The following is a 21,545-nucleotide window of genomic DNA, read 5'->3' as shown; positions in this document are numbered from 1 at the left end:
GAAGCAAGCAAGGAGAGGAATTATGAAACGCATCATCGCGCAAGCGCGCAAAGAACTGACACAAACCTTTCGCGACCGGCTGACCGTCGCGCTGGCCCTGGTGTTGCCGCTGATTTTGCTGGCGCTGCTGGGCACGGCGTTGTCGCTGTCGGTCAAAGGCATCCCGGTCGTCGTGCAGGATTACGACCGCACGCCGCTGTCGCGCCAGTACGCAGAGGCGTTGAATGCCTCGCTTACCTTTCACGTCGTGCCCTCGCAATTGCCCGCCGAAGCCGCGTTGGCTTCAGAGCAGGCGCGCGCGGTGATCGTGATCCCGCAACATTTCGAGCGCGATTATTTGCGCGGCCAGACGGTCGAAGTGCAATGGCTGATGGACGCGGTGGACGCCAACACCGCCAACACGATGCGCGGACAGGCGGTTTCCATTACCAACGCTTTCGCGGCGCAACGCAGCGGCGCATCTGCGGTCAAGCCCGCCATCAAGGCTGAAACGCGGATGTGGTACAACCCCGGCGGTTCGGCGAGAAAGTTCATCGGCCCCGGCGCATTCGCAGTCGTGCTGGCGCTCTTCCCGCCCCTGTTGGCGGCGCTGGCGATGTCGCGCGAAGGCGAGCAGAAAACGATCCTGCAAGTGTATGTGTCGAGCATCTCGGCGCACGAATTCCTGCTGGGCAAGATCGCCGGGTTTTTCATTATCGCTGTGGCCGAGTGGGCGCTGGCGTTGTTGGTGGCGTTTCCGCTCTTTGATCTGAAGATCGCGGGCGATCCGACGCCGTTGTTGGTGGGCACGGTGTTGTATCTGTTTTGCAACGCCTGTTTCGGCGTGATGGTCGGCGTCTCGATTCCGAATCAGGCGGCGGCGATTCAGGCGGTCGCGGGCGTGCAGTTTCTGCTGTCATTCCTGCTGTCGGGATTTATCTTCCCGGTCTCGAACATTCCGGCAGGCATCCGCTGGATTTCGGCGATTGTGCCCGCGCGGTATTTCATCGAACTGGTGCGCGACGGCTTTGTGCGCGGCGGCGGCTGGCCCGCCGTGTGGTATGCGCCGTTGATGCTGGCGCTGCTCGGCGCGCTTTACTTTCTCAAGGCGTGGAAAAAGATGCGCCTAATGCAGGTTGACGCTTAAGAAAGATGCTGGATGCTAGATGCTGGATGCTAGCTCCCAACCTCTAACCTTCAACAAGTAGCGAAGAATTTGGATGCTAGCATCCAGCATCTAGCATCTAGCATCCAGCATCTAGCATCTCGTTTGGAGGATTCATGCAAAGTTTCATCAATAGAATTCGCGCCATGCGTCTCTGGCCGCTGTTTTTGAAAGAATTGCGCCAGATCAAATCGGACAAAAAGCTGGTCGTGTCGTTGATCCTGCCGCCGACACTGCAACTGGTCATCTTCGGGTTTGCGCTCAATCCAAATGTGACGGGCTTGCGGCTGGGCGTGGTGGATGAGAGCCGCAGCACGGCCAGCCGCGAGTTGGTATCGGCCTTTGTCGAGAGCAATTCGTTTCAACTCGCGGCTGCTTACGGCTCAACTGCCGAGCTGAGCCAGGCGCTGAGCGCGGGCAAGCTGGATGCGGGTTTGGTCGTGCCCAGCGATTTCGCCAAGCTGCGCGCGCGGCAGGAAACCGCGCCGGTTCAGTTGCTGCTCGACGCGGTCAATTCCAACACGGCGGGCATTGCCGGCAGCTACGCCGCGCGCATCATTGCCGCGCTCAATGAACGGCTGGCGCAACCGGCACAGGCGGTTTCGTTACAAACTTCGGGGGGCAGCGCACGCGGACAATTCGTCGCGCGCGTCGCCTTGCTCTTCAATCCGGGCTTGCAAAGCGCGTGGTTCATCGTGACGGGCGTGATCGGCATTTTGCTGGTGCTCAACGGTTCGATTATCGGATCGTCGGCGTTGGTGCGCGAGAAAGAAGCGGGCACCATCGAGCAATTGCTGATGACCCCGGCGCAAGCCGCCGAAATCGTGACCGCCAAGATTGCGCCGCTCTTCGTGCTGCTCTCGACCCAGATCGTGCTCGGTCTGACAGCCGGGTATCTGGTCTTCGACTTGCCGTTGCGCGGTAGCTTGCTGCTGCTCTTCACGGCGGGAATGCTGTGCGTGCTGGCGGGCATTGGCATCGGGACGTTTCTGGCGACGTTCAGCAAGTCGCAACAGCAGGCGCAATTGATGAGCTTCTTCGTCAATCCGCCGCTCTCGATGCTGTCGGGCGCGACGACCCCCATCGAGGCGATGCCGGAATGGATGCAACCGTTCACGCTCTTCAATCCGATCAGCCACTTCGCCAGCATCGCGCGCGGGGTTCTGCTCAAAAGCGCGGGCCTCGACGTGCTCTGGCCGCATTTCGGCGCGCTGGTGGGTTTCGCCATCGTGCTGGTGGGCATCAGTGCGTGGCGCTTTCGCAAGCAACTTGGCTAGCGTTCAGGCAAGCTGTCGCGGCGGTCCAAGGAGCGGTAGCGACCGGGTTGTTCGACAAGCTGCCAGCTTGTCGAAGCGTGGCCGTTAGTCCATTGGGTTAACAGCCGGGACTTCGACAAGCTGGCAGCTTGTCGAACATACAAGCGACTTAGTGGCCCCGTTTGCCTATCCGCACAATCCTTCCCAAACTTTTCCCCCTCGGCTACACTGCCTTCCGTCCGCTCTTCCATCACTGCTTTCAAACCAATTTCAACGACGAGGAATGCAAGATGCAGATCAATTGCACCGCTACGCTGTCACGTGTGACGTTGCTGCTGGCGTTGGCGACAACGCTGAGTTTCGGCTGTTATACAAATGTCTACGCCCAGACCAAAGGCCACAAACGCGTGTTGTTCGTCACGCAATCCAAAGGCTTCCGCCACGCTTCATTGCATCTGGCTGAAGAGTTGGTGGAAACCTTGGGCGCGAAGAACGGCTTTGAGGTCACGCTCACGCAGATGGCCGAGAAATACCTCACACCGCTGAACCTGAAAAATTACGATGCCATCATCTTTTACACGACGGGCGAATTGCCGCTGTCAGACGCGCAAAAGACCGCGCTGCTTGACTGGATCAAGTCCGGCAAGTTCTTTTTGGGGATTCATAGCGCGACCGACACGTTTTATAAATGGGCCGAGTACGGGCAGATGATCGGCGGTTATTTCAACCAGCATCCGTGGACGGAAAACATCGAAGTCACGCTCAAGACCGAAGACAAGTCGCATCCGGTGTCGCGTCATCTGCCGGACGGCTGGACAATGAAAGAAGAGATTTATCAGATCAAGAATTTCATCGGACGCGACAAGACGCACGTACTGGTGAGCCTCGACCAAAGCAAAACCGACATGACACGCAAGGGTGTCGAAGCCAAAGATTTTCCGCTCGTCTGGTGGCACGACTACGGCAAAGGCAAAGTGATGTACAACGCAATGGGTCATCGCCCCGATGTGTGGACGACCGACTGGTATCAGACGATGATCGTCAATGCGCTGAAGTGGGGCACGGGACAAATGAAATAAACCGTTTTGGCAGTCCGCCCAGCTCAAATGAACTGCGGATCAGCATTGCCCAGCGCTATCTCACGCCGGGACTTTTTGACAAGGTGACTGGCGGCTTCGGCTGGAATCAACGCGACTCGTGCAGCACGCGCCACTACAACTGAGGCTCAGCCAACCTGCAAGCTGTCGGCTTATGTCACTTGCTACGTCCTAGCTCCGTTCAATCAGTGCGCCACCCGGCCGCCGGCCTTTTTCGACGAGCAACGAAAGCACGACCGCCCCGCCGATGAGCGCGCCAATGATGCCAAGCGACCATGTAATCGGGAACTTGCCGCCGAACCATTCGTTCAACCAAGCCATCTTCAAACCAACGAAAATCAGCACTGCCGCTAACCCATATTTCAGCAAGTGGAACTTACCCAGCACGCCCGCCAGTATGAAGTACATCGCGCGCAATCCGAGGATCGCGAACATATTTGAGGTAAAAACCAACAGCGGTTCCTTCGTCAAGGCAAAGATCGCCGGGACGGAATCCACTGCAAAGATCACGTCGGTTAGTTCCAGAAACAGTAACGCCACAAACAATGGCGTCGCGTGCAGCGCGCCGTTCAGCCACACAAAGAAACGTTCGCCATGCAATTGCGCCGTCACCGGCACGAAGCGCTGAAACAGGCGAATGACGATGTTCGCCTCCGGGTTTAACTGCTTTTCGGGCGCAAACATCATCTTCACGCCAGTGAAGATCAGGAACAGCCCAAAGACGATGATGACCGCGTGATATTGCATCAGCACCGATCCCAGCGCGATGAATGCGGCCCGCAACACGAGCGCGCCGAGGATGCCGTAAAAGAGCACGCGATGCTGGTACTTCGCCGGAATCGCAAAGAAGCCGAAGAGCACGACAAAAACAAAGATGTTATCTATGGCCAGTGACTTTTCGACCACGTAGCCGGTCAGGAATTCCAGCGCCATCTGCCAGGCCGCCGCGTCGGGGTTAAAGCCTGGCAGCGCCAGCAAGCGCGGGTCTTGTGGAAATTTCCAGAGCGCATATTGATAAAGCCCAAAGTTGAAGGCTAGCGCCAACGCCACCCAGACCACAGTCCAGCCCGCCGCTTCACGAAATGAAACCTCGTGCGCTTGCCGATGAAAGACACCCAAGTCGAGCGCGAGCAACAGCAGCACGAAGGCCGTAAAGGCGACATAGGCCCACCAGTAATCGGTGATGGGAAACAAGGCAAAATCCATTAACGAAATCTCCCACGGTAATAGGGCAGCCAAACAGAAAAGACCCGCTGAGTTTTAGCCACAGAGGGTCTTGATCCTTTGGCCTAAGTTGGCTGCGCCGGCGTGCCCGCATGCAGGGCAAGCGCACTGACAGCGACGCCGAAATAATCAAGTAAGCCGCTCCCCTTTCGCGCTTTCGCTCAATCGTTATCGAGCGCCGCCATACCGCGTTCACGGGCTGCGCGGTCAGCGTTGGCGTAATAGCCCGCGCGGCTGCGTACCACCAGCTTGGGCGTGTCCGGCGGCGGCGCGACTTTCACTTTCAGCTTGCGCCATTTGCCGTCGGCGCTGAAATTCATTGGCAGATAGCCGAGCGAATAGTGCTGGCGCAGTTGCAGCGCGATCTGCTCAAAGGCTTCGTTCATTCGTTCGGCATTGGCGGGATAGTGAACGCTGCCGCCCGTCGCGGTTGCCAGTTCACTCAGTCGTTCGCCGGGTTTGCGCAGCGAAAAGAAATCGCTGATCACGATGGCATAAATCCTGGCGTCGGCTTCCAGCGCCAGGCGGCGCAATGCATTGAAGCCGAGCCGCGAATGATTGTCTTCGCCATCGCTGATGATGACGAGCGCCCGTTTGGCGTGGCGGCCTTGCCGAGCTTGTGCTAGTCCCAGCGCAATCGCATCGTAAAGCGCGGTATGGCCGCGTGGCGTCAGGCCGTCAGCGCGGCGCAACAAGGCTTCGGCGTCGCGCGTGCGTTCTAACAACAATTGCGCCCTGTTGTTGAATCCGATCAAGCAATACTCGTCGTCCGGGTGACTTGTTTGGACGAAACGGGCGAGCGCCGTTCGCGCGTGTGCGAGGCGCGTGCCTGTCATGGAATTCGAGAAATCAAAGACGATGCCGACCGAGGCCGGGCCGTCGGCGAGGCTGAAAAAACTCACTTCCTGGGCGACGCCATTCTCGAAGACGGTAAATGCTTTGCTGTCCAGACCGGTGAAATGCCGTCCCTCCTCATCAATGACACTTACCGTCAGTGAGACCATTTCCGTCTTGATGCGAACCGCCTCCGCCGCGCCTTGCGGTGTCGCCAGCGCGGCGGGCAAAGCTTGCGCCAGTGCGGCCGGAGCAGTGAAACCCGCAGGCAATAACAGCAGGCATAACCCCACCGCCGCCGATTTGCCTGAAAAACGGTTCCGCGGTTGATTCATGACCTGTTCAATTGTCGTCAAACCCGCCTTACGCATAATGCTCTGCTCCTGCCGCTTTCGTTTGTAATGCGGCTTGTGACAGGGGGACGCGCACAATTTCCACCGAACACGGCGCGTGCAACGCCACAGCTTGCGAAACCGAGCCAAGCAGGAAACGATCCAGCCCACGCCGCCCGTGTGAACCGACCACGAGCAAATCCGCGCCCCACGCTTCAGCCTCGTCCAACAGCACTTGTTTCGGCGCGCCTTCGATGATGTCACCAATCAGTTCAAAATGGTTGTCACTGCCGCGCAGCGTTGACACGGCGCGGTCAAGCGCCCGCCGCGCAATTTCGTAATGATTGCCCGCGCGTCCCATGACAGTCGCTTCGGGCGTGAAAGGCGGCTCGATGGCGAAGACCACTTTGACTTCCGTGCCCGCCGCCCAGGAACGCCGGGCCACCGCCTCGACAGCGGCCTGACTGAAATTGGAATCATCCACTCCGATCAAAATTTTCATCTTGTCCCCCAATGGTTGAGGGATCCACCCAGCAGATTCCCTCAACCGGTGCTTGCTCGAAATTATGAGTTCACGGCGCTCGCCGGTAGTGCCGCGATCAGTACGACCTCACGTTCGCGCGCTTGATTGCGTTGCTGCAAATCTTCCCACGGCACCTCGGCCTGGCCGTTGCGCGCGACGTGCTGTTTGCGCCAGTTCGTAATCAGGTCGAGACAAGCATGATCCATGTAGCTCAGCTTGTCGGTGTTCAAGACGACCTTCGCGCCTGCCGGCAACGCTTCGAGCGCCGCCGCCAGTTTCGGCAGCCGCACGAAGGTTGCCGCGCCATCCAGCGTCACCGTCGTCTCTTCGGTGGCGTAATCGGTATGCACGCGCACTTCGAGATGCGAGAAAGTGTAGAGCAATTTCAACAACGCCAGCCCCCAGCCCGATCAAAACGCCGACCAGCAGATTGAGCGCCACGATGCCCACGATGGTCGCAGCGTAAATGGCGACTTCCTGCCAGCCGTGCGGTTTCAATTCGCGCACCGCTTTCGGCGAGAGCAACTTGAAGCCGGTGTAAACCAGAATCCCCGCCAGCGCCGTCGTCGGAATCCGATTGAGAATGAACGGCGCGAGCGCCACCAACCCCAGAATCCACGCGCCGTGCAAAATGGCCGACAGCCGCGTCTTGCCGCCTGCATTCACATTCGCCGAGCTACGCACGATGACGCCGGTCATCGGCAAAGCGCCAAAGAGGCCGCAGATTGAGTTGCCCACGCCCTGTGCGAACAGTTCTTTGTTGTATTGCGTGCGCTCGCCCTGATGCATGCGGTCAACAGCCGTCGCGGAAAGCAGTGTCTCGGCGCTCGCAATGAAACAGAGCGCCAACGCCGAACCGATGACGGAAAGATTCAGCAAACCTTGCATGGATTCCAGCGTCGGAAAGCTGGTCACACTCGCCAGATTGCCGGGCACGTTGACGTACTTGATCGGCAATTGCAGCAGCGCCGCGCTAAGCGTGACGGCGACGATGGCGACCAGCGGAGCGGGCATAATCTGCCACTTCTTCGGCGCGTAGCCCCACGCGAAAATCAGCGCCATTGTCGCCAGCCCGACAGCGGCGGCGATGTGATGCGTCGAACCATCGAGCGGGAAAAGGCCTTTGTAAATCGCGGCGGGAATCGAGAGCAGGTTCGTCAAACCGCTACCCTTTGGCCCATCGTCCACCATCACGTGAACCTGCGAAGCGATAATCAACACCCCGATGCCCGCGAGCATGCCTTGAATGACAGCGGGCGAGATGGCGCGGAACCATTGGCCCAGCTTCGCCACGCCCATCAGCATTTGCAGCACGCCCGCCAGCAGCACAATCGCGCCGAGCATGGCAATACCGTGTTGCTGAACCATCTCCCACACCAGCACCGTCAAGCCCGCCGCCGGCCCGCTCACTTGCAACGGGCTGCCCGCGATGAAGCCGACGACCAGCCCGCCGACGATGCCTGTAATCAGGCCCAGCGCGGGCGGCACGCCCGACGCGATGGCGATGCCCATACACAAAGGCAACGCTACGAGAAAGACTACGATGGAGGCCAGCAAGTCCTGGGCGAAAGTCTGGCGTATCCCGTTTTCATTGGTGATTTGTTTGATCATGGTTTTCCTCCCTCCTGTGAAGCGGCGCGCCGTTACTGCGCCGCCGCCTTAAACGCCGCCGGTTTCGGCTCTGCCTTCAGCCGATTGGTAGCGAGGGGTTGGACGCCCGCCACACTAACCGGCACGTACTGTGTGTGGGCGGCGTCGTAAGCCAGAATGCGCCCGCTCTCGATCTCATAAATCCAGGCGTGCAACGTTAGATCGCCTTTTGCCAGGCGCGCAGCGATGGCCGGGTAGGTGCGCAGGTTGTCCACTTGCACCAGCACGTTTTCCTTGATCGCGGCGTTGAGCAATTCGATGTCGCTCAACCCTTCGTAACTTGCCAGCACGACGCGGCGGGTCGCTTCGGCGTGTTTCAGCCAAGCGGCGACCAACGGCAACGCGGTCAGACTGTCGGGCTGCAACAAACCTTTCATGGCGCCGCAATGCGAATGGCCCATCACGACGATGTGTTTGACCTGGAGCGCGCCGACGGCGAATTCAATCGTCGCGCCCTCGCCGCCGTTGGCCGCGCCATAGGGCGGAATGATGTTGCCCGCATTGCGAATGACAAAGAGTTCGCCCGGCTGCGTCTGCGTCAACAGATCGGGCACGATGCGCGAATCGGAACAGGTGATGAGCAGCGTTTCGGGCTGCTGCCCATGCGAAAGCTGGGCGAACAGTTCCTGATGCTCGCTGAAGTGTGTGGTTTGAAATTGGTGAATTCCGCGAACGATCTTTTCCATTTTCTTTCTCCTGAAATGTTGCGAACAATTTGTGCTGGTTGCGCGCGGCACAAGCTGCGCACGGTTACGTGGCAGGAGTTGGCAAGGGCTGTGCCAATGCTTAAAAGACCGCTTTGTTGAGCTTTTGTGGCGTCCGGCGAAAACGGTGTGGTAGGCGGCGGGACAAATTGCCACCCCACTGTGACAAGCTACGACGGTAGTAACTCACAAGAACACTTTGAACAACGTCCCCACTACATGCACATTGCCCGGACGCGAGACGCCGTCGTGTTGATAAACACCGCTGCCCCTTGATGGCAAAGCCCCGGTGCAATGCGGCGCCGGGGCTTTCTTCAGGTACGGAGGCGCGAACCTCACAAGGCGAAATTCGGGTCTTCGACGCGATATTCATCGAGCTTGCGATGCAGCGTGCGGCGGTCAAAGCCGAGCAATTCCGCCGCGCGTGATTTGTTGCCGTCAGTCAGGCGCAGCGTTTCGAGAATGTATTCCCTTTCCAACTCGCGCAGCGTCATTCGTTGCTGGCGCGCCTGAGTGAGCATTTGCGCGGCCTGGCCACTGTTGCGAATGCGTTCGGGCAAATCATGCGGCGCGAGATTTGTGCCTTCGGCGAGTGCGACGGCGCGTTCGATGGCGTTTTCCAATTCGCGCGCATTGCCCGGCCAAGCATAGGCGGTGAGCACAGCGAGCGCTTCCGCCGTGACGTTGAGCGGTTCGGTTTGAGCCGACTTGGCGAGCTTGTTGAGGAAGTGCTCGACCAGCAGCGGAATATCGAAAGGACGTTCGCGCAACGGCGGAATGTGCAGGTGAATGACGTTCAGGCGCCAGAACAGGTCTTCGCGGAAACGGCCTGCTTGCACTTCTTTTTCGAGGTCGCGGTTGGTGGCGGCGATGATGCGCACGTTGAATTCCTTCTCTTGATCAGAACCGACGCGGCGCAGCCGGCCCTCCTGTAAGACGCGCAGCAGTTTGGGCTGCATCAACAGCGGCAATTCGCCGATTTCGTCCAGCAAGAGCGAGCCGCCCTCGGCGGATTCGAACAATCCGGCGCGCACCTGTTTCGCGCCGGTAAAGGCTTGGCCCGTGTGGCCGAAAAGCTCGGACTCGATCAAATCGGCTGGGATGGCGGCGCAATTGACGGGCACGAATTGCCCGCGCCGGCCCGACATGTCGTGCATCGAACGCGCGACCAGTTCCTTGCCCGTTCCCGATTCGCCGGTGATGAGCACGGTGCTCGTGCCGCGCGCGGCGCGGGCCATCAGCTTGAATAGCTCCTGCATGGGTCGGGACGCGCCAATGATCTTTGGCGGCGCGCCGGGCAGTTCGCGCCGCAGCCGCGCCTGGGCCCGTTGCGTCGCGCTTTGCTGCAAGGCTTCATCCACCACGCGCAACAATTCGACGGTCTCGAAGGGCTTAGTCAAGTATTGGAACGCACCCGCTTTGACCATCTCGACGGCTTGCTCGACCGAACCGAAAGCGGTGATGATGACGACGGGGGCTTCGGCGCGCTGCTGGCGCATGGCCGCCAGCAATTCGGTGCCGGTCAGACCGGGCATATTCACATCGGTGATCAGCAAATCAAAAAACTCGCGCTCACGTTCGACCTGCGCCAGCGCCGCGCGGCCATCCACGGCCAGGACGGTTTCGTATCCGGCGTCTTCCAGATCATCCTGCAACAGATCGCGCAAGTCTGGATCATCTTCGGCGATCAACAAACGCACCTGATTCAATGCAATGCCTCCTGCAATAAGGCCGGACGCGGGGCGTCGCCACCTTGTGCCTGTTCAATTGGCTGCGGCAGATAGACGGCGAAAACTGCGCCCTGCGCTTTGCCATCCTGCCAATTGGCGGCTTCAATCCAACCGCCGTGTTCTTCCACGATGCGGCTCGAAACCGCCAACCCCAGCCCCGTGTTATGCCCGACTTCTTTGGTGGTAAAAAATGGATTGAAGATTGTCTCCAGATGAGCTGTGGCGATGCCGACACCCGTATCATAAACCCGCACTGCCATAAAATTACGCCCTTCGCGTGGCGTAGCCTCGGTGTCATAAGTCACGCGCAACAGGCCGCCCGTGGGCATGGCCTGCAAGGCGTTCAAACAGATATTCAGGAAAACCTGCTGCAATAACTCGGCATCGGCGGAAACCATCACAGCCGATTTCGCCTGATGCTCGACCTGTACACCTGCTTGCGCTGTTTGCGTTTCGAGCGTTTCCAAGGTGTGGGTCGTCACTTTGCGCAAATCAACCGCACATGGCCGGGGATGATAAGGGCGCGCCAGGTTCAGCAAGTTGCGCACCATCCGGGTGATGCGGTCGGCCTGCGTGCGAATGATGCCCAAGTTGCGCTGCTGTTTTTCGCGCGAAACCTCGGTCTGCTCCTGCAACTGTTTGGCGCGTCCATCAATGACTTGCAAGGGCGCGCCCAGTTCGTGCGCGACTCCGGCGGCCAGTTGACCCACCGCCGCCAGTCTTTCGTGATGGCGCAAGCGGCGTTCGAGTTCGAGTTTTTCGTAGGCTTCGCGCTCGGCTCGACGGCGTTGTTCGGCTAACGAATCGGCCATTTGGTTGAAGGCGCGGGCCAACATCGCAAATTCGCCACCGCGGTGCGGAATGGTCACACGGTGCGACAAATTGCCGCGCCCCAATTCTTCGGCGCCAGCCAGCAGCAGGTTGATCGGACGCGTCAGGTTGTAACGCGTCGCCACGCCCACTACTGACAAGATCACCAGGCAAAGCAATCCCAAAATCAGCAGCGAATCGCCGCCCGCCTGCCTGATTTCCGCTTCGACGAAGGCCACTGGCAAGGTCAGCTCCATCGCGCCGACGCGCTCGCCCTGCACGATGAGCGGGTGAATGTAGGAAAGCACTTCGACGTTATTGAGGCGGCGGCGAATGGGGATGTCGTCATGGCCCGCGATCACGCGGCGGGCTTCATCAGAATCGGTGAGGTTGGCCTGTTTCAGCGATGCTGACAGCAGTTGCACCGCGCCATTGCGGTCAAACAGGATCACGCCGGTAACGCCGGTGTTTTCGCCCAAGCGATTGATCAAACGTTGGGCGGTGTCTTGCCGTCCGGCGGCATAGTTTTCTTCGAGAGCCAGTTGCAAAGTGATGGCGTGGGCGCGCACTTCGTCCAGTGCTGCTCGTTCCAACGCCTGCGCCCGCAAGCGCAGCGAGTAATACGTCGCCGCCGCCATGACCGCGCTCACGGTCAGCGTCAACATCAGAATTAACCGGGTGCTTGTCTTCATCTCACTTCCAATCATAGCTTTTTACCACAACCCGCAGATGACACGGGTAACCAACCTGCCGCACAATTTGCATAAATGCTAATGCGGCTTGGCAAACAATGTGCCGCGAGTTCGCTGAGGTTATTGGAAGCGTATGCCAAGAGAAACCGGCGGCATTCTATGAGATGAAGCGGCGCTGGCCGATGGAGTGCGGCGCGAACGCGCCGCACTCCATCGTGGCGCAGTGTTACTTCACATTGATCTTGACGACGTTGGCGTTGCGGCCGCCTGCTGTAAAGGCAACCTCCAGTTCACCACGCCCAGCCAGGCTGGAGGCGACGCGCACGTTGAGTTGATCCAACCCATCCAGCCCGCCCTGTGCACCGGCGAAATTCACGGCGGCATCCTGGCCGCCCAGCTTCACCGTGACATTTGCAATTGACCCAACATTGCGGAAGCCCGTGCCAAACAGGATAGCAAAGACCTGTTCGGCGGCATTGCTGACATCAATCGGCACGGCAACAAAGCGATTCTGCGCTGCGTCGAACGTGACCAGCGGTTCGATGACTTGCGAATTATCGGCTTTGACGCGCAAGACCACGCCCGCCGCAATGCCCTGACCATTCGCGTTGGCCGCCAGCAGGCCCGGCGCGACGCTCACAATGTTGAGGGTGCCGGTCGAAACCGTGGCATCGCTGCTGGTCACGGTGACCGTGGCGGTACCATTCGCCGTGCCCGCCGGAACCAGATAATTGACTTGGCCGGGCGAGACAAAAAAGAGCGCAGCCGGGCGTTCGACGCCCGCGCTGTCACGCACCTTGACCGTCGTGCCTGCCAACGTGGTGGGCAAGGGTTGCGCCGTCGAACTGGCGCTGCCAGTAGCCAGTTTCGCGCCAAAGGCGGCCACGATGGAACTGGCGGCGAGGGCGTCGGCGCTGAAGCTGGCGGCTGAAACGCTGGCCACGGCATTCGGCGCGCTGCCCGACACGACCACGGCGCGAATCATGGCGTTCTCTTCGGTGTCCAACTGAAACGGCCCGCCGCTCGAATTGCTAAATAAGAAACGGCTCTGCGGCACACTGGACTGATCGAGGATGATGCCCACGCCCGCAGCGGGATTAGGCGCTTGATAACCAATGTACCAATCGCCCTCGCGAATCACGGGCAATTCGTTGATGTCGAAATCATAAAAGCGCAACGTCGTGATGGCCGGCAGAATAACCATACGATCCAGCAACAAGGATGTGGGTAAGGTGGCGGGCAGCGCGGCGCCGGTGGGCAGGTTGAACGCCAGCAAGCGAATGGACGCGCCGGTCGGATTGGGCAAGCCTTGCAAAGGCGCAAGCTGTAGGCGAATTTTCTGTAATTGCGCAGGGTATTGCAGCGGCGTCAGCCGATTGAGGTAATAAAACCCGCTGCCGACGAAAGCATCGTCCGCTGAACTGTCATCGGTGGCTAACTCTTCGGTGATTTGCCCGCCGCCGTTAGAAACCGTCCCGGTCAGCGTGAAGCTGGCGGCACTGATGCTGCAATTGACGACGCCGACGTAATACGTGCCCGTTTGCAAGGGCGGCAAAACGTTCGGCGTCACGGCAATTTCCTCCTGCGTTTCCGCCGAGTCGGAGTTGTAATCGAAGACGAGTTGCCCGCCTTGAATCACCAGCGGGCTGTTGTAGCGCACATACAAATCCACATCCTGATTCCCGCTTAAACTCAACAACAGCCGTTTGGTGTCTGCCGTCGTGGCGATGGTGTATTGCGTTGGGCTGAGCACACACGACGTGGTGCCGCCGTTGATCGTGCCGGTTTGCGGCGTGCCGGGGGTGAGCGGCACGGTTGTTTGCTGAGGCGCATTCACCAGGTTGCGCGTTTTGGATTTACCGCCACTGACGACGGGCGCGCGGCGTTGCGCTTGCAGGGATTGCGCAACGACCGGCCAACCAGGCGTGATGAGCCAAACGCTCAAGCTGGCGCATAATGCCAACGTGCTGTAACACAGCACTTGTCGTCGCGTGAAACGCCGAGGAATTTGCATACGGTTCTCCTTCTGATTGCCAGGCCGTAACAGGGTTAATAAACGCAATGACCGCGCGTGGCAGTCATTGATAAGTGTGGCCGTAGTTTACTAAAAGCGCCACAAAGCTCAATGCCACGCGCTTTTCTGTCGTCACACGAGCCTGTACAGAGCCAGGGCTTAGGCAAAGTCCTCAAGACACCCGCCAAAGACGCTCCGCTGATTCCTGACTCCTGACCCATGACTCCTGATAGCTTGAAAATGCTGGCTGATTTTCGAGCTATCAGGAGTCAGAAATCAGTCAAGCCGCTCAAGTGCTCTTGTTGGCGACTTTGCAAAAGCCCTGACCAGGCAGGTCAGCAAGGTTGGCATTCGCGGCGGCGCCCGCTAGAATGCCAGCCGTTTGCAGCAGTTCCCGCAATACTTTTCAATCTAACAACACACGTAAAAAGGGCAAGCAAAGAGGACTATGAGCACCAAGATTCGTCTGCAACTGTCGGTGATGATGTTTGTGCAGTTCTTTGTCTGGGGCGCGTGGTATGTGACCGCGCCCAATTATCTGGGCAAGATTGGATTTACCGCCGAAGACTTCGGCTGGACTTTCGCCGTGGGGCCGATTGCAGGCATGATTTCGCCGTTTTTTGTCGGCATGATCGCGGATCGTTTTTTTGCGGCGCAGCGCGTGCTGGGAGTCATGCACTTGCTGGGCGCGGTGCTGATGTTCCTGTCCACGACGCTGATGACGGCCACGCACGCGAATCCGAATACGATCAATCTGGCGCTGTTCGGCTACATGCTGACTTACTTTCCCACCTTGGCGCTGACCAATACGATTGCGATGAAAAACATGGCGGACTCGGAAAAAGAGTTTCCGCTGATTCGCGTCTTTGGCACCATCGGCTGGATTGTGGCGGGCTTTGCGTTGAGCTGGCTGGGCTGGGGCACCAAAATCAATATGTTTTATCTGACGGCAGGCGCGGCGCTGGTGCTCGGCTTATTCAGCTTTGTGCTGCCGCATACGCCACCGACGCAAAGCGGGCCGGTCTCAGCGCGGCAGATTCTCGGTTTGGATGCGCTCGTGCTGCTGAAGAATCCGAGCTATCTGGTGTTCATGATTTGTTCGTTCCTGATCTGCATTCCGCTGGCCTTTTATTATCAGATCACGAGCCGCGTGGTTGAGATGATGCAATTTCAAAATCTCGCGGGGTTTGGTTCGGTCGCGACGGCGCTGGGGTTTGGGGACGTGATCGGGCTGGTGATGGCCTTCGGGCAAATCTCCGAAATCTTTTTCATGGTCGTGATGCCGCTCTTTTTTGCGCGGCTGGGCGTGAAATGGATGCTGGCGGTGGGCATGCTGGCGTGGGTCGTGCGTTATGGACTCTTCGCGTTTGGCGCGCCCGCGCAAGTACGCTGGATGATTATCGCGGGCATTGTGCTGCACGGCATCTGCTATGACTTCTTCTTTGTGACGGGCCAGATTTACACCGATCAGATCGCCCCCAAAGAGATTCGCGCGCAGGCGCAGGGCATGCTGGTGCTCTTCACGCTGGGCCTGGGCATGGCCATCGGCGCGAACATCGCCGGACGCATCGAGGCTATGCATACGACGCCCGCGTCAAAAGCCAAGGCGCAACAAATCGTCAGTAAGAGCGCTGAGTTGGAACAGTTGCGCGGCAAACTGGCGACGGCCACGATGACTGAAAACGCGGCGCTGCAAACGCAGATCAAACAGCTTGAAGATGAGCAGACGACGTTGCGGCGCGACGAATTGCGCGCCATCGAATGGCAACCGCTCTGGGGTAAACCGGCGCTCTTTGCTGCCGTGATCCTGTTGATCTTTCTTTTCTTTTTCAAACCACGTAGCGCGCCATCCGCTGGCGCGTATGCCGATTAACTTTACGAGAAGGAATTCTGATATGAACGCATTACTTTCAACTTCCCTTTTGTCGGCGTCCTTGCTTTTGGGGGCGTGCACAACACCGCCCAAAGAAGTGCCGCCGAGCCAAACGCCACCGCTGACGGCGGCCACAACTGCGGTGGATTCGACGGTGGCATCCGCCCACGGCGGCGGAGCGCCGGCCACCGCGCCAATGTCCGCGCCACAAACGCAGGCGCCGGTGAAATGGACTGCGCCCGCGCGCTGGACGAGCGGCCCTGAAAAGCCCATGCGCGCGGCCACCTTTTTGATTCCGGCGGCAGCAGGCGATGCCGAAGGCGCGGAATGCGCGGTCTTCGCCAACATCGGCGGCGGCGTGCAAGCCAATCTGGATCGTTGGGTCGGGCAGTTTGAATTGCCCGGCGGCGGCAATCCGAGCGAGAAAGCCAAAACGAGCAAGCAGACGATCAACGGCTTAGCGGTCACGACGATTGATTTGCTGGGCACGTACAAAGGCGGCGGGGCGGCCATGAATCCGGGGGGCCAGGCCAGTGCGCCGAAAACGGGCTATCGTTTGCTCGGCGCGATTGTCGAAGGCCCGAATGGCCCCGGCAGCGAGGTCTTTTTCAAAATGACTGGCCCCGTCAAAACGATGGGCGCGGCTGAGAAGGAATTTCAAACGCTGCTGAAATCGCTGAGCAAATAGGCTTCAGGCTTCAGACTTCAGACCTGCTCACGAACGTTGGGCGTCGGGCTTAAAGGTCTGAAGTCTGAGGTCTGAAGCCTGAATAATGCGTTACTTCTTTTTCGGAGCCGCCGTCGCTTTCGGCGCGAAGCCGCGCACCAGTTTGACCAGTGCCGCAACATCAGCCGGTGGAAGCGCGCCTTTGAAGGCCGGCATCGTTTCCTTGCCATTCAAAATCGTGGCTTTCAATTGCGCGTCCGTCCGCGAAGCCTGCCATTTGGCGTCGGTGAAATCGGGCGGCGCTAAGCTCTTGAGGCCTTTGCCATCCGCGCTGTGACACTTGACGCACTTGGTGTCGTAGATGGCCTTGGCATCCGCCGCCGCTACCGTATTCATGCCTGTCTCACGTCCGGCGGCCATAAAAGCCACGGCAAACGCCAACGCGATTAACAAGAAAGCAAACATCTTTTTCATAGGTCTGGTTCAAACTCCTTCAAGTTGTTCTCAGTCACGCTGCCAAGCTGTCACACCATGAAATATGCACACGGCTACAGCTTGAGCGCGCTGGTAGCGGAATTTTTGGTGATTAGGAAAAGGGCCAGGGGTTTAGCCCCATCATTTGCGAACAAGCGATCTTGCGCATACAGCTAAGCCGCAACATCGCGGCATAATTTAGGGTTTGGCCCACGCGAAAGCAAGCGGCGCATTAAACGTACAACAAAGCGCGATGGCTTTGCAGTGAGCTACTCAGCCAACTCTTCTTTCGGCGGTTCCGGCAACCAGAAACTGGCCAGCAGTGCCACGGCATAAACCAGCAACGCCACGCCGCCCGCCGCATAGGCCAATTTCACATTCGGTGTGGTACCGGGCATTTGTAGCGCCAATTGCGTCGTCAGCAATGCTGCCGAAGTCCCGATCATACGACCGCCGATATTGGCGGCGAAGCTCTCGCCCGTGCCGCGTAAATGTACCGGATAAACGCGAGGCAGGTAATTGCCCCAAAAACTCAACTGCGCCACCGTGCACAAACCTGCGAAGAAGATGCCCCATTTCAAGAGCGCCAGGTTGCTCACCGCCGGGAAGAAAAATACCAGCGGTACAATGACCAACCCCGGCAGCAAAAACAAGCGCAACAGTTTTTGCCGCGAGGCGATGCGCACCGCCAGAAAAGCCAGCAGTATGCGTCCCGCCAAACCGCCCAGTTCCTGCAACGTCTGCACGCCCGCGACGGTGGATTGCACAAGCTGCGCCCGTTGCGGCGGCGGCAGGCCCGGCGTCGGCGGCACCAGCGCGGGCACCAGTTGCGGCAGTTGTTGAATCGCGCCGAACGCCGCGCCCAGACTGCACGCGAACAACAAGGCCGCCACCAGCGTCGTCAGCTTGTAGGCCGGTTTGAAGATTTCGCCCAACGCAGGCCGCCGCAATGTCCCCGCCGCTTTCTTTTCAGCCCAAACCGGCGATTCGGGCAGGAAGGGCCGAATGATAATCAACGGCAGCGCCGGAATGATTCCCGAAATCAGCAGGTAGCGCCAATTGTCATGCCCGCCGTGAATCGCCGGCAGCGCAGGCGCGATTTTCGCAATCCAAAGCGCCATCAGGCTGACCATAAAGCCGCCGAGCGAAGAGAAGGCCTGCGTCCAGCCGAGTATCTGTTCGCGCCGTTTCGGCTCAGTAAACAATTCGGCCAGCCAGGCGACGGCGGCGACGAACTCGACGCAAACACCGATAAATTTGGTACTGCGCAAAACCAATAGCATCGGCAAAGAGGTGGAAAACCCGGCGGCAAACGCCGACAAGGCATATAGTAAAATGCTCCACGTCAACACCCGCCGCCGGCCCAGCAGATCGGTGAGATAGCCGCCCAACAATCCAAAGATGCCGCCACAAATCGCCGGCACATAAAACATCAAATCACGCCAATGGCTGTAGCCGGGCGAACCGAATTGCAAGCCGCCCAGTTGCTCCAACGCAGGTCGGATGAGCAATGGCAACATCAGCAGTTCATACGTGTCAAAGGCAAACCCAATGGCGGCGATGATGCAAATGAGCCATTGAATGGTGGTGAAACGCGGCGAATTTCCATCAGGGGCAGCAGTGTTTGTCATAGGTTTCGCTGTACGTGTGCTGGTTATTGATTCCTCTTCCCGCATGTCACTGGCAACAGCAACATTCAGAAGAGTCCATATTGCGTTTGGAAAAATTGTGTAGCAGAAAACGACCCGCAAAGACTGGCGCGGATTATAGCAGACGAGTCCAGGCACGCAATTGCGGCGCATACCCCGCAATTATTAGCGCGGTGCTTTAATCTTTGCCTGTAACCTCAAGATAATTAAATTGATTGACGGTATAAGCAACTCGACATACCTTATCGGTGTCTTACGACCCACCGATTACTCTTCGCAAAGCTTTTCAGCTGCCTGATTGTCAGGATGCCTCATTGAATCGCCTTGATAGCTGAAAAGCTTGCTGGTTAAGAACATTGACAAGTACGAGCCGCCGGATTGTCCCCCAATACCCCTAAGTGAAGTCGGCTTTTATAGCGTTCATTCTGCTTGTTACCTGGAGTGTGTCTGGCAGTCTAGCCCTCCTGCGCCGCAAGCTTTTATTTATCGTCTGGTTGTAGACCGACTTATTAAGGAGAGAAGGAATGCGATCCTCGCACCAACGCACTACCTCATTGATCAAGCTACCCACAAGCTGCACAGCATTCATTGCCGTTCTTTTCATTTCCCTCATTTCACTTTCCAGCACCGCCTTGCCGCGAATCTTTGCGGCTGAAACGAACTGGCCCGGCTGGGCCAAGCAACTGGCGACTGCCGCGCCAGTTCAATATGGACGACAGGTGCTACGGCGGTTCAACTCCAATGTGAATCACGTGGCTGTCGCCCCCGTGGAATTCAATTCGCTACGGTTAAACATGGTGGTAGCGGAGACCAATGGCACACGCTTTAACGGCAGTCTGAATGGCCCGGCGAATGCTTCGGTTAGTCTGCAATTTGTAACCAGCCCGGCCTGCGACCCTAATACCGCCAATGATCAGCAAGTAATCATCGGACGCACGAGTATCTCTACCAATAATAATGGCTCGGCGAGTTTCACACTGACCTTCCCCGTCTTAACGCAACCTGGCGGTTATGTTTCGGCAACAGCGAGATTTTCGACGGGCCTGCTCCTGTCTACGAGCTGCATCATTATCGGTTCGCAAGCGTCAACACCGACGCCCACGCCCATACCGACGGCGACACCGACACCAGTTGCGACGCCGACGCCCACGCCAGTGCCAACCGCAACACCGACGCCCACACCAGTGGCCACCCCAACGCCGACGCCCACGCCGGTTCAAACAGGAGGGCCGACTCAGACACCCACGCCGACACCATTGCCGGCTGTCATTCCGACTCCTGATCCACCAACCATGGGAACTGCCGGCATACCATTTCCCGTCACCTCTGAAATCAGTGCCACGAAACTCGGTTCCGTCTTGGTTTATCCGATTTACACTTCCAGCCCGACTTCGCCTGGCACACAGAACACGCGCATTGCGCTCACCAATGCCGACAATCGGCTCTCGGTGACCGTGCATATGTTCTTCATTGACGGCTCTTCTTGTAACGTCTCCGACTCGTTTATCTGCCTCTCAAAAAGCCAAACGGCGAGTTTCTATGCGGCCGATTTTGATCCCGGCACGACCGGCTATCTGGTGGCAGTAGCCACTGATAACATCGGTTGCCCGGTGGCTTTCAATGCCTTGCTAGGAGACGCCTTCGTCAAATTCTCCTCCGGGCATGAAGCCAATCTGCCCGCCGAATCCTTTGCGGCGCTTTCGCGCAACCCGGCAGATTGCGACGGCAATTCGTTTATCGCGGAGTTGCGGTTTAATGGCGTCAATTACAATTTAGCCCCGCGCACGCTGGCGATGGATAACATTCCCAGCCGCCTGGATGGGAATGACACTTTGCTGGTCATTGATCGTTTGGGCGGCAGCCTGGCGACTGGTCTGCCTACGCTAGGGCCGGTTTTTGGGGCGTTCTATGACGATGCCGAGCGCGGCGTAAGTTTCAGTTTCAACCACAATGCCTGTCAGTTCCGGAGTTCGATCACGAACACTTTCCCGCGCATCACGCCACGGTTCGAGACCTTTGTGCCGCAGGGCCGCAGCGCCTGGTTCAAGGTTTCGCAAAACGACGGCGCGGGCATCGTCGGAGTCGTGCTCAACGCCGACAGTTCTGGCGGCGTCAACACCAATGTGTTCAAAGGCGGGCACAATTTGCACAAACTGACGCTCACCAGTGCCGCCGTCTTTACGATTCCGGTTTTCCCTCCCTCGTGTAATTAACGAGTCGCAGGAACGAACCTATTGCCCTTCATTGGCGGGGAAAGCGCGCTGTAATCAGCGCGCTTTCCCCGCTGTTTTTTATCACTGAAACGCTTGGCCCGAATCTTTCTGCTGCGCTATGCTCACCGCCACACAGTTTCGCGGAGGAAACCCATGCGCATCATCATCATTGGCAACTCCGGTTCAGGCAAAACAACGCTGGCGCGCCGCCTAACCACCAGACACACGATCCCGCTGCTCGAACTCGACGCGATTGTCTGGGAACCCAATCAAATCGCCGTGCCGCGTTCGCTCGACCTCGTCAAACTCGAGCTTCAAAGTTTCATGGACAGTTCGGCAAGCTGGGTCATCGAAGGCTGCTATGGCGAACTGGCGACAACGGCGTTACCCTTTTGCACGGAACTGATTTTTATGAATCCAGGTCTAGCAGTCTGCCTCGCCAACAATCGCCGCCGCCCGTGGGAGCCTGAGAAATACGCTTCGCCTGAAGCCCAAAATGAGAGGCTGGTGAATTTGCTGGCCTGGGTGGAAGGCTATTACGCACGTACCGACGAATGGTCTTACAATGCGCATCGGCGGGTGTTTGATGGATTCAGCGGAGTCAAACGCGAGGTCACGTCTTTAAGCGAACTTGAACAGTGAGTGGCCTACTCTGCCTC

Annotated in this window: 16 protein-coding genes and 1 pseudogene; 7 read left to right on the top strand and 10 right to left on the bottom strand. The window is 58.3% G+C overall.

The window, feature by feature from the left end:
• Window positions 1-22 precede the first annotated feature (22 nt).
• From HY011_12415 to HY011_12405, 3 genes are all read left to right on the top strand, one after another.
• Entirely contained in the window at window positions 23-1,126 is a 1,104-nt protein-coding gene (locus HY011_12415) for an ABC transporter permease (protein MBI3423734.1), read from the top strand.
• A gap of 134 nt (window positions 1,127-1,260) precedes the next feature.
• Window positions 1,261-2,421: an ABC transporter permease gene (locus HY011_12410; GenBank protein MBI3423733.1), complete on the top strand. Its 1,161-nt coding sequence runs from the start codon at window positions 1,261-1,263 to the stop codon at window positions 2,419-2,421.
• A gap of 269 nt (window positions 2,422-2,690) precedes the next feature.
• Window positions 2,691-3,479: a ThuA domain-containing protein gene (locus HY011_12405; GenBank protein MBI3423732.1), complete on the top strand. Its 789-nt coding sequence runs from the start codon at window positions 2,691-2,693 to the stop codon at window positions 3,477-3,479.
• Window positions 3,480-3,668: 189 nt separating this feature from the next.
• On the opposite strand, the gene HY011_12400 is transcribed toward HY011_12405, so the two are convergent.
• From HY011_12400 to HY011_12365, 8 genes and pseudogenes are all read right to left on the bottom strand, one after another.
• On the bottom strand, window positions 3,669-4,703 hold the full coding sequence (locus HY011_12400; protein ID MBI3423731.1) for a TerC family protein: 1,035 nt from the start codon (window positions 4,701-4,703) through the stop codon (window positions 3,669-3,671).
• Between the two features lie 179 nt (window positions 4,704-4,882).
• Window positions 4,883-5,890 carry a VWA domain-containing protein gene (locus HY011_12395; GenBank protein ID MBI3423730.1) on the bottom strand — a complete coding sequence of 336 codons (1,008 nt, stop codon included), beginning with the start codon at window positions 5,888-5,890 and terminating at the stop codon, window positions 4,883-4,885.
• Between the two features lie 28 nt (window positions 5,891-5,918).
• Window positions 5,919-6,389, bottom strand: a complete 471-nt coding sequence (locus HY011_12390; protein MBI3423729.1) for a universal stress protein — start codon at window positions 6,387-6,389, stop codon at window positions 5,919-5,921.
• Window positions 6,390-6,451: 62 nt separating this feature from the next.
• Window positions 6,452-8,021 (bottom strand): annotated as a pseudogene (locus tag HY011_12385) (SulP family inorganic anion transporter).
• 32 nt (window positions 8,022-8,053) lie between these two features.
• A complete protein-coding gene (locus HY011_12380) occupies window positions 8,054-8,746 on the bottom strand; it encodes a carbonic anhydrase (GenBank protein ID MBI3423728.1) in 693 nt (230 codons plus the stop codon).
• 353 nt (window positions 8,747-9,099) lie between these two features.
• A complete protein-coding gene (locus tag HY011_12375; protein ID MBI3423727.1) occupies window positions 9,100-10,479 on the bottom strand; it encodes a sigma-54-dependent Fis family transcriptional regulator in 1,380 nt (459 codons plus the stop codon).
• Window positions 10,470-11,996 carry a HAMP domain-containing protein gene (locus HY011_12370; protein ID MBI3423726.1) on the bottom strand — a complete coding sequence of 509 codons (1,527 nt, stop codon included), beginning with the start codon at window positions 11,994-11,996 and terminating at the stop codon, window positions 10,470-10,472. Before HY011_12370 ends, HY011_12375 begins: the two co-directional genes overlap by 10 nt.
• Before the next feature lie 226 nt (window positions 11,997-12,222).
• Window positions 12,223-14,010 carry a pre-peptidase C-terminal domain-containing protein gene (locus HY011_12365; GenBank protein ID MBI3423725.1) on the bottom strand — a complete coding sequence of 596 codons (1,788 nt, stop codon included), beginning with the start codon at window positions 14,008-14,010 and terminating at the stop codon, window positions 12,223-12,225.
• A gap of 448 nt (window positions 14,011-14,458) precedes the next feature.
• On the opposite strand from HY011_12365, the gene HY011_12360 reads away from it, so the two are divergent.
• Both HY011_12360 and HY011_12355 read left to right on the top strand, forming a co-directional pair.
• Window positions 14,459-15,883 (top strand): MFS transporter, encoded by a 1,425-nt coding sequence (locus HY011_12360; protein ID MBI3423724.1) that lies wholly within the window; start codon window positions 14,459-14,461, stop codon window positions 15,881-15,883.
• A 196-nt stretch (window positions 15,884-16,079) separates the two neighbouring features.
• On the top strand, window positions 16,080-16,571 hold the full coding sequence (locus HY011_12355; protein MBI3423723.1) for a hypothetical protein: 492 nt from the start codon (window positions 16,080-16,082) through the stop codon (window positions 16,569-16,571).
• 90 nt (window positions 16,572-16,661) lie between these two features.
• Here the strand turns inward: HY011_12355 and HY011_12350 are convergent, their stop codons facing one another.
• Window positions 16,662-17,024 carry a c-type cytochrome gene (locus HY011_12350; GenBank protein MBI3423722.1) on the bottom strand — a complete coding sequence of 121 codons (363 nt, stop codon included), beginning with the start codon at window positions 17,022-17,024 and terminating at the stop codon, window positions 16,662-16,664.
• A gap of 269 nt (window positions 17,025-17,293) precedes the next feature.
• Window positions 17,294-18,655: an MFS transporter gene (locus tag HY011_12345; GenBank protein ID MBI3423721.1), complete on the bottom strand. Its 1,362-nt coding sequence runs from the start codon at window positions 18,653-18,655 to the stop codon at window positions 17,294-17,296.
• A gap of 542 nt (window positions 18,656-19,197) precedes the next feature.
• On the opposite strand from HY011_12345, the gene HY011_12340 reads away from it, so the two are divergent.
• On the top strand, window positions 19,198-20,886 hold the full coding sequence (locus HY011_12340) for a hypothetical protein (GenBank protein ID MBI3423720.1): 1,689 nt from the start codon (window positions 19,198-19,200) through the stop codon (window positions 20,884-20,886).
• A 153-nt stretch (window positions 20,887-21,039) separates the two neighbouring features.
• Window positions 21,040-21,528, top strand: a complete 489-nt coding sequence (locus HY011_12335; protein ID MBI3423719.1) for a shikimate kinase — start codon at window positions 21,040-21,042, stop codon at window positions 21,526-21,528.
• Window positions 21,529-21,545: the final 17 nt, after the last annotated feature.

The organism is Acidobacteriota bacterium, from assembly GCA_016196035.1.
Lineage (GTDB): Bacteria > Acidobacteriota > Blastocatellia > RBC074 > RBC074 > JACPYM01.
This window is presented reverse-complemented; position numbering and strand designations above follow the sequence as displayed.

What these genes read in the sequence shown, in the direction of transcription:
- HY011_12415 (MBI3423734.1), top strand. Translation starts at nt 23, where the DNA reads ATGAAACGCATCATCGCGCAAGCGCGCAAAGAACTGACACAAACCTTT.
- HY011_12410 (MBI3423733.1), top strand. Translation starts at nt 1,261, where the DNA reads ATGCAAAGTTTCATCAATAGAATTCGCGCCATGCGTCTCTGGCCGCTG.
- HY011_12405 (MBI3423732.1), top strand. Translation starts at nt 2,691, where the DNA reads ATGCAGATCAATTGCACCGCTACGCTGTCACGTGTGACGTTGCTGCTG.
- HY011_12400 (MBI3423731.1), bottom strand. Translation starts at nt 4,703, where the DNA reads ATGGATTTTGCCTTGTTTCCCATCACCGATTACTGGTGGGCCTATGTC.
- HY011_12395 (MBI3423730.1), bottom strand. Translation starts at nt 5,890, where the DNA reads ATGAATCAACCGCGGAACCGTTTTTCAGGCAAATCGGCGGCGGTGGGG.
- HY011_12390 (MBI3423729.1), bottom strand. Translation starts at nt 6,389, where the DNA reads ATGAAAATTTTGATCGGAGTGGATGATTCCAATTTCAGTCAGGCCGCT.
- HY011_12380 (MBI3423728.1), bottom strand. Translation starts at nt 8,746, where the DNA reads ATGGAAAAGATCGTTCGCGGAATTCACCAATTTCAAACCACACACTTC.
- HY011_12370 (MBI3423726.1), bottom strand. Translation starts at nt 11,996, where the DNA reads ATGAAGACAAGCACCCGGTTAATTCTGATGTTGACGCTGACCGTGAGC.
- HY011_12365 (MBI3423725.1), bottom strand. Translation starts at nt 14,010, where the DNA reads ATGCAAATTCCTCGGCGTTTCACGCGACGACAAGTGCTGTGTTACAGC.
- HY011_12360 (MBI3423724.1), top strand. Translation starts at nt 14,459, where the DNA reads ATGAGCACCAAGATTCGTCTGCAACTGTCGGTGATGATGTTTGTGCAG.
- HY011_12355 (MBI3423723.1), top strand. Translation starts at nt 16,080, where the DNA reads ATGTCCGCGCCACAAACGCAGGCGCCGGTGAAATGGACTGCGCCCGCG.
- HY011_12350 (MBI3423722.1), bottom strand. Translation starts at nt 17,024, where the DNA reads ATGAAAAAGATGTTTGCTTTCTTGTTAATCGCGTTGGCGTTTGCCGTG.
- HY011_12345 (MBI3423721.1), bottom strand. Translation starts at nt 18,655, where the DNA reads ATGACAAACACTGCTGCCCCTGATGGAAATTCGCCGCGTTTCACCACC.
- HY011_12340 (MBI3423720.1), top strand. Translation starts at nt 19,198, where the DNA reads ATGCGATCCTCGCACCAACGCACTACCTCATTGATCAAGCTACCCACA.
- HY011_12335 (MBI3423719.1), top strand. Translation starts at nt 21,040, where the DNA reads ATGCGCATCATCATCATTGGCAACTCCGGTTCAGGCAAAACAACGCTG.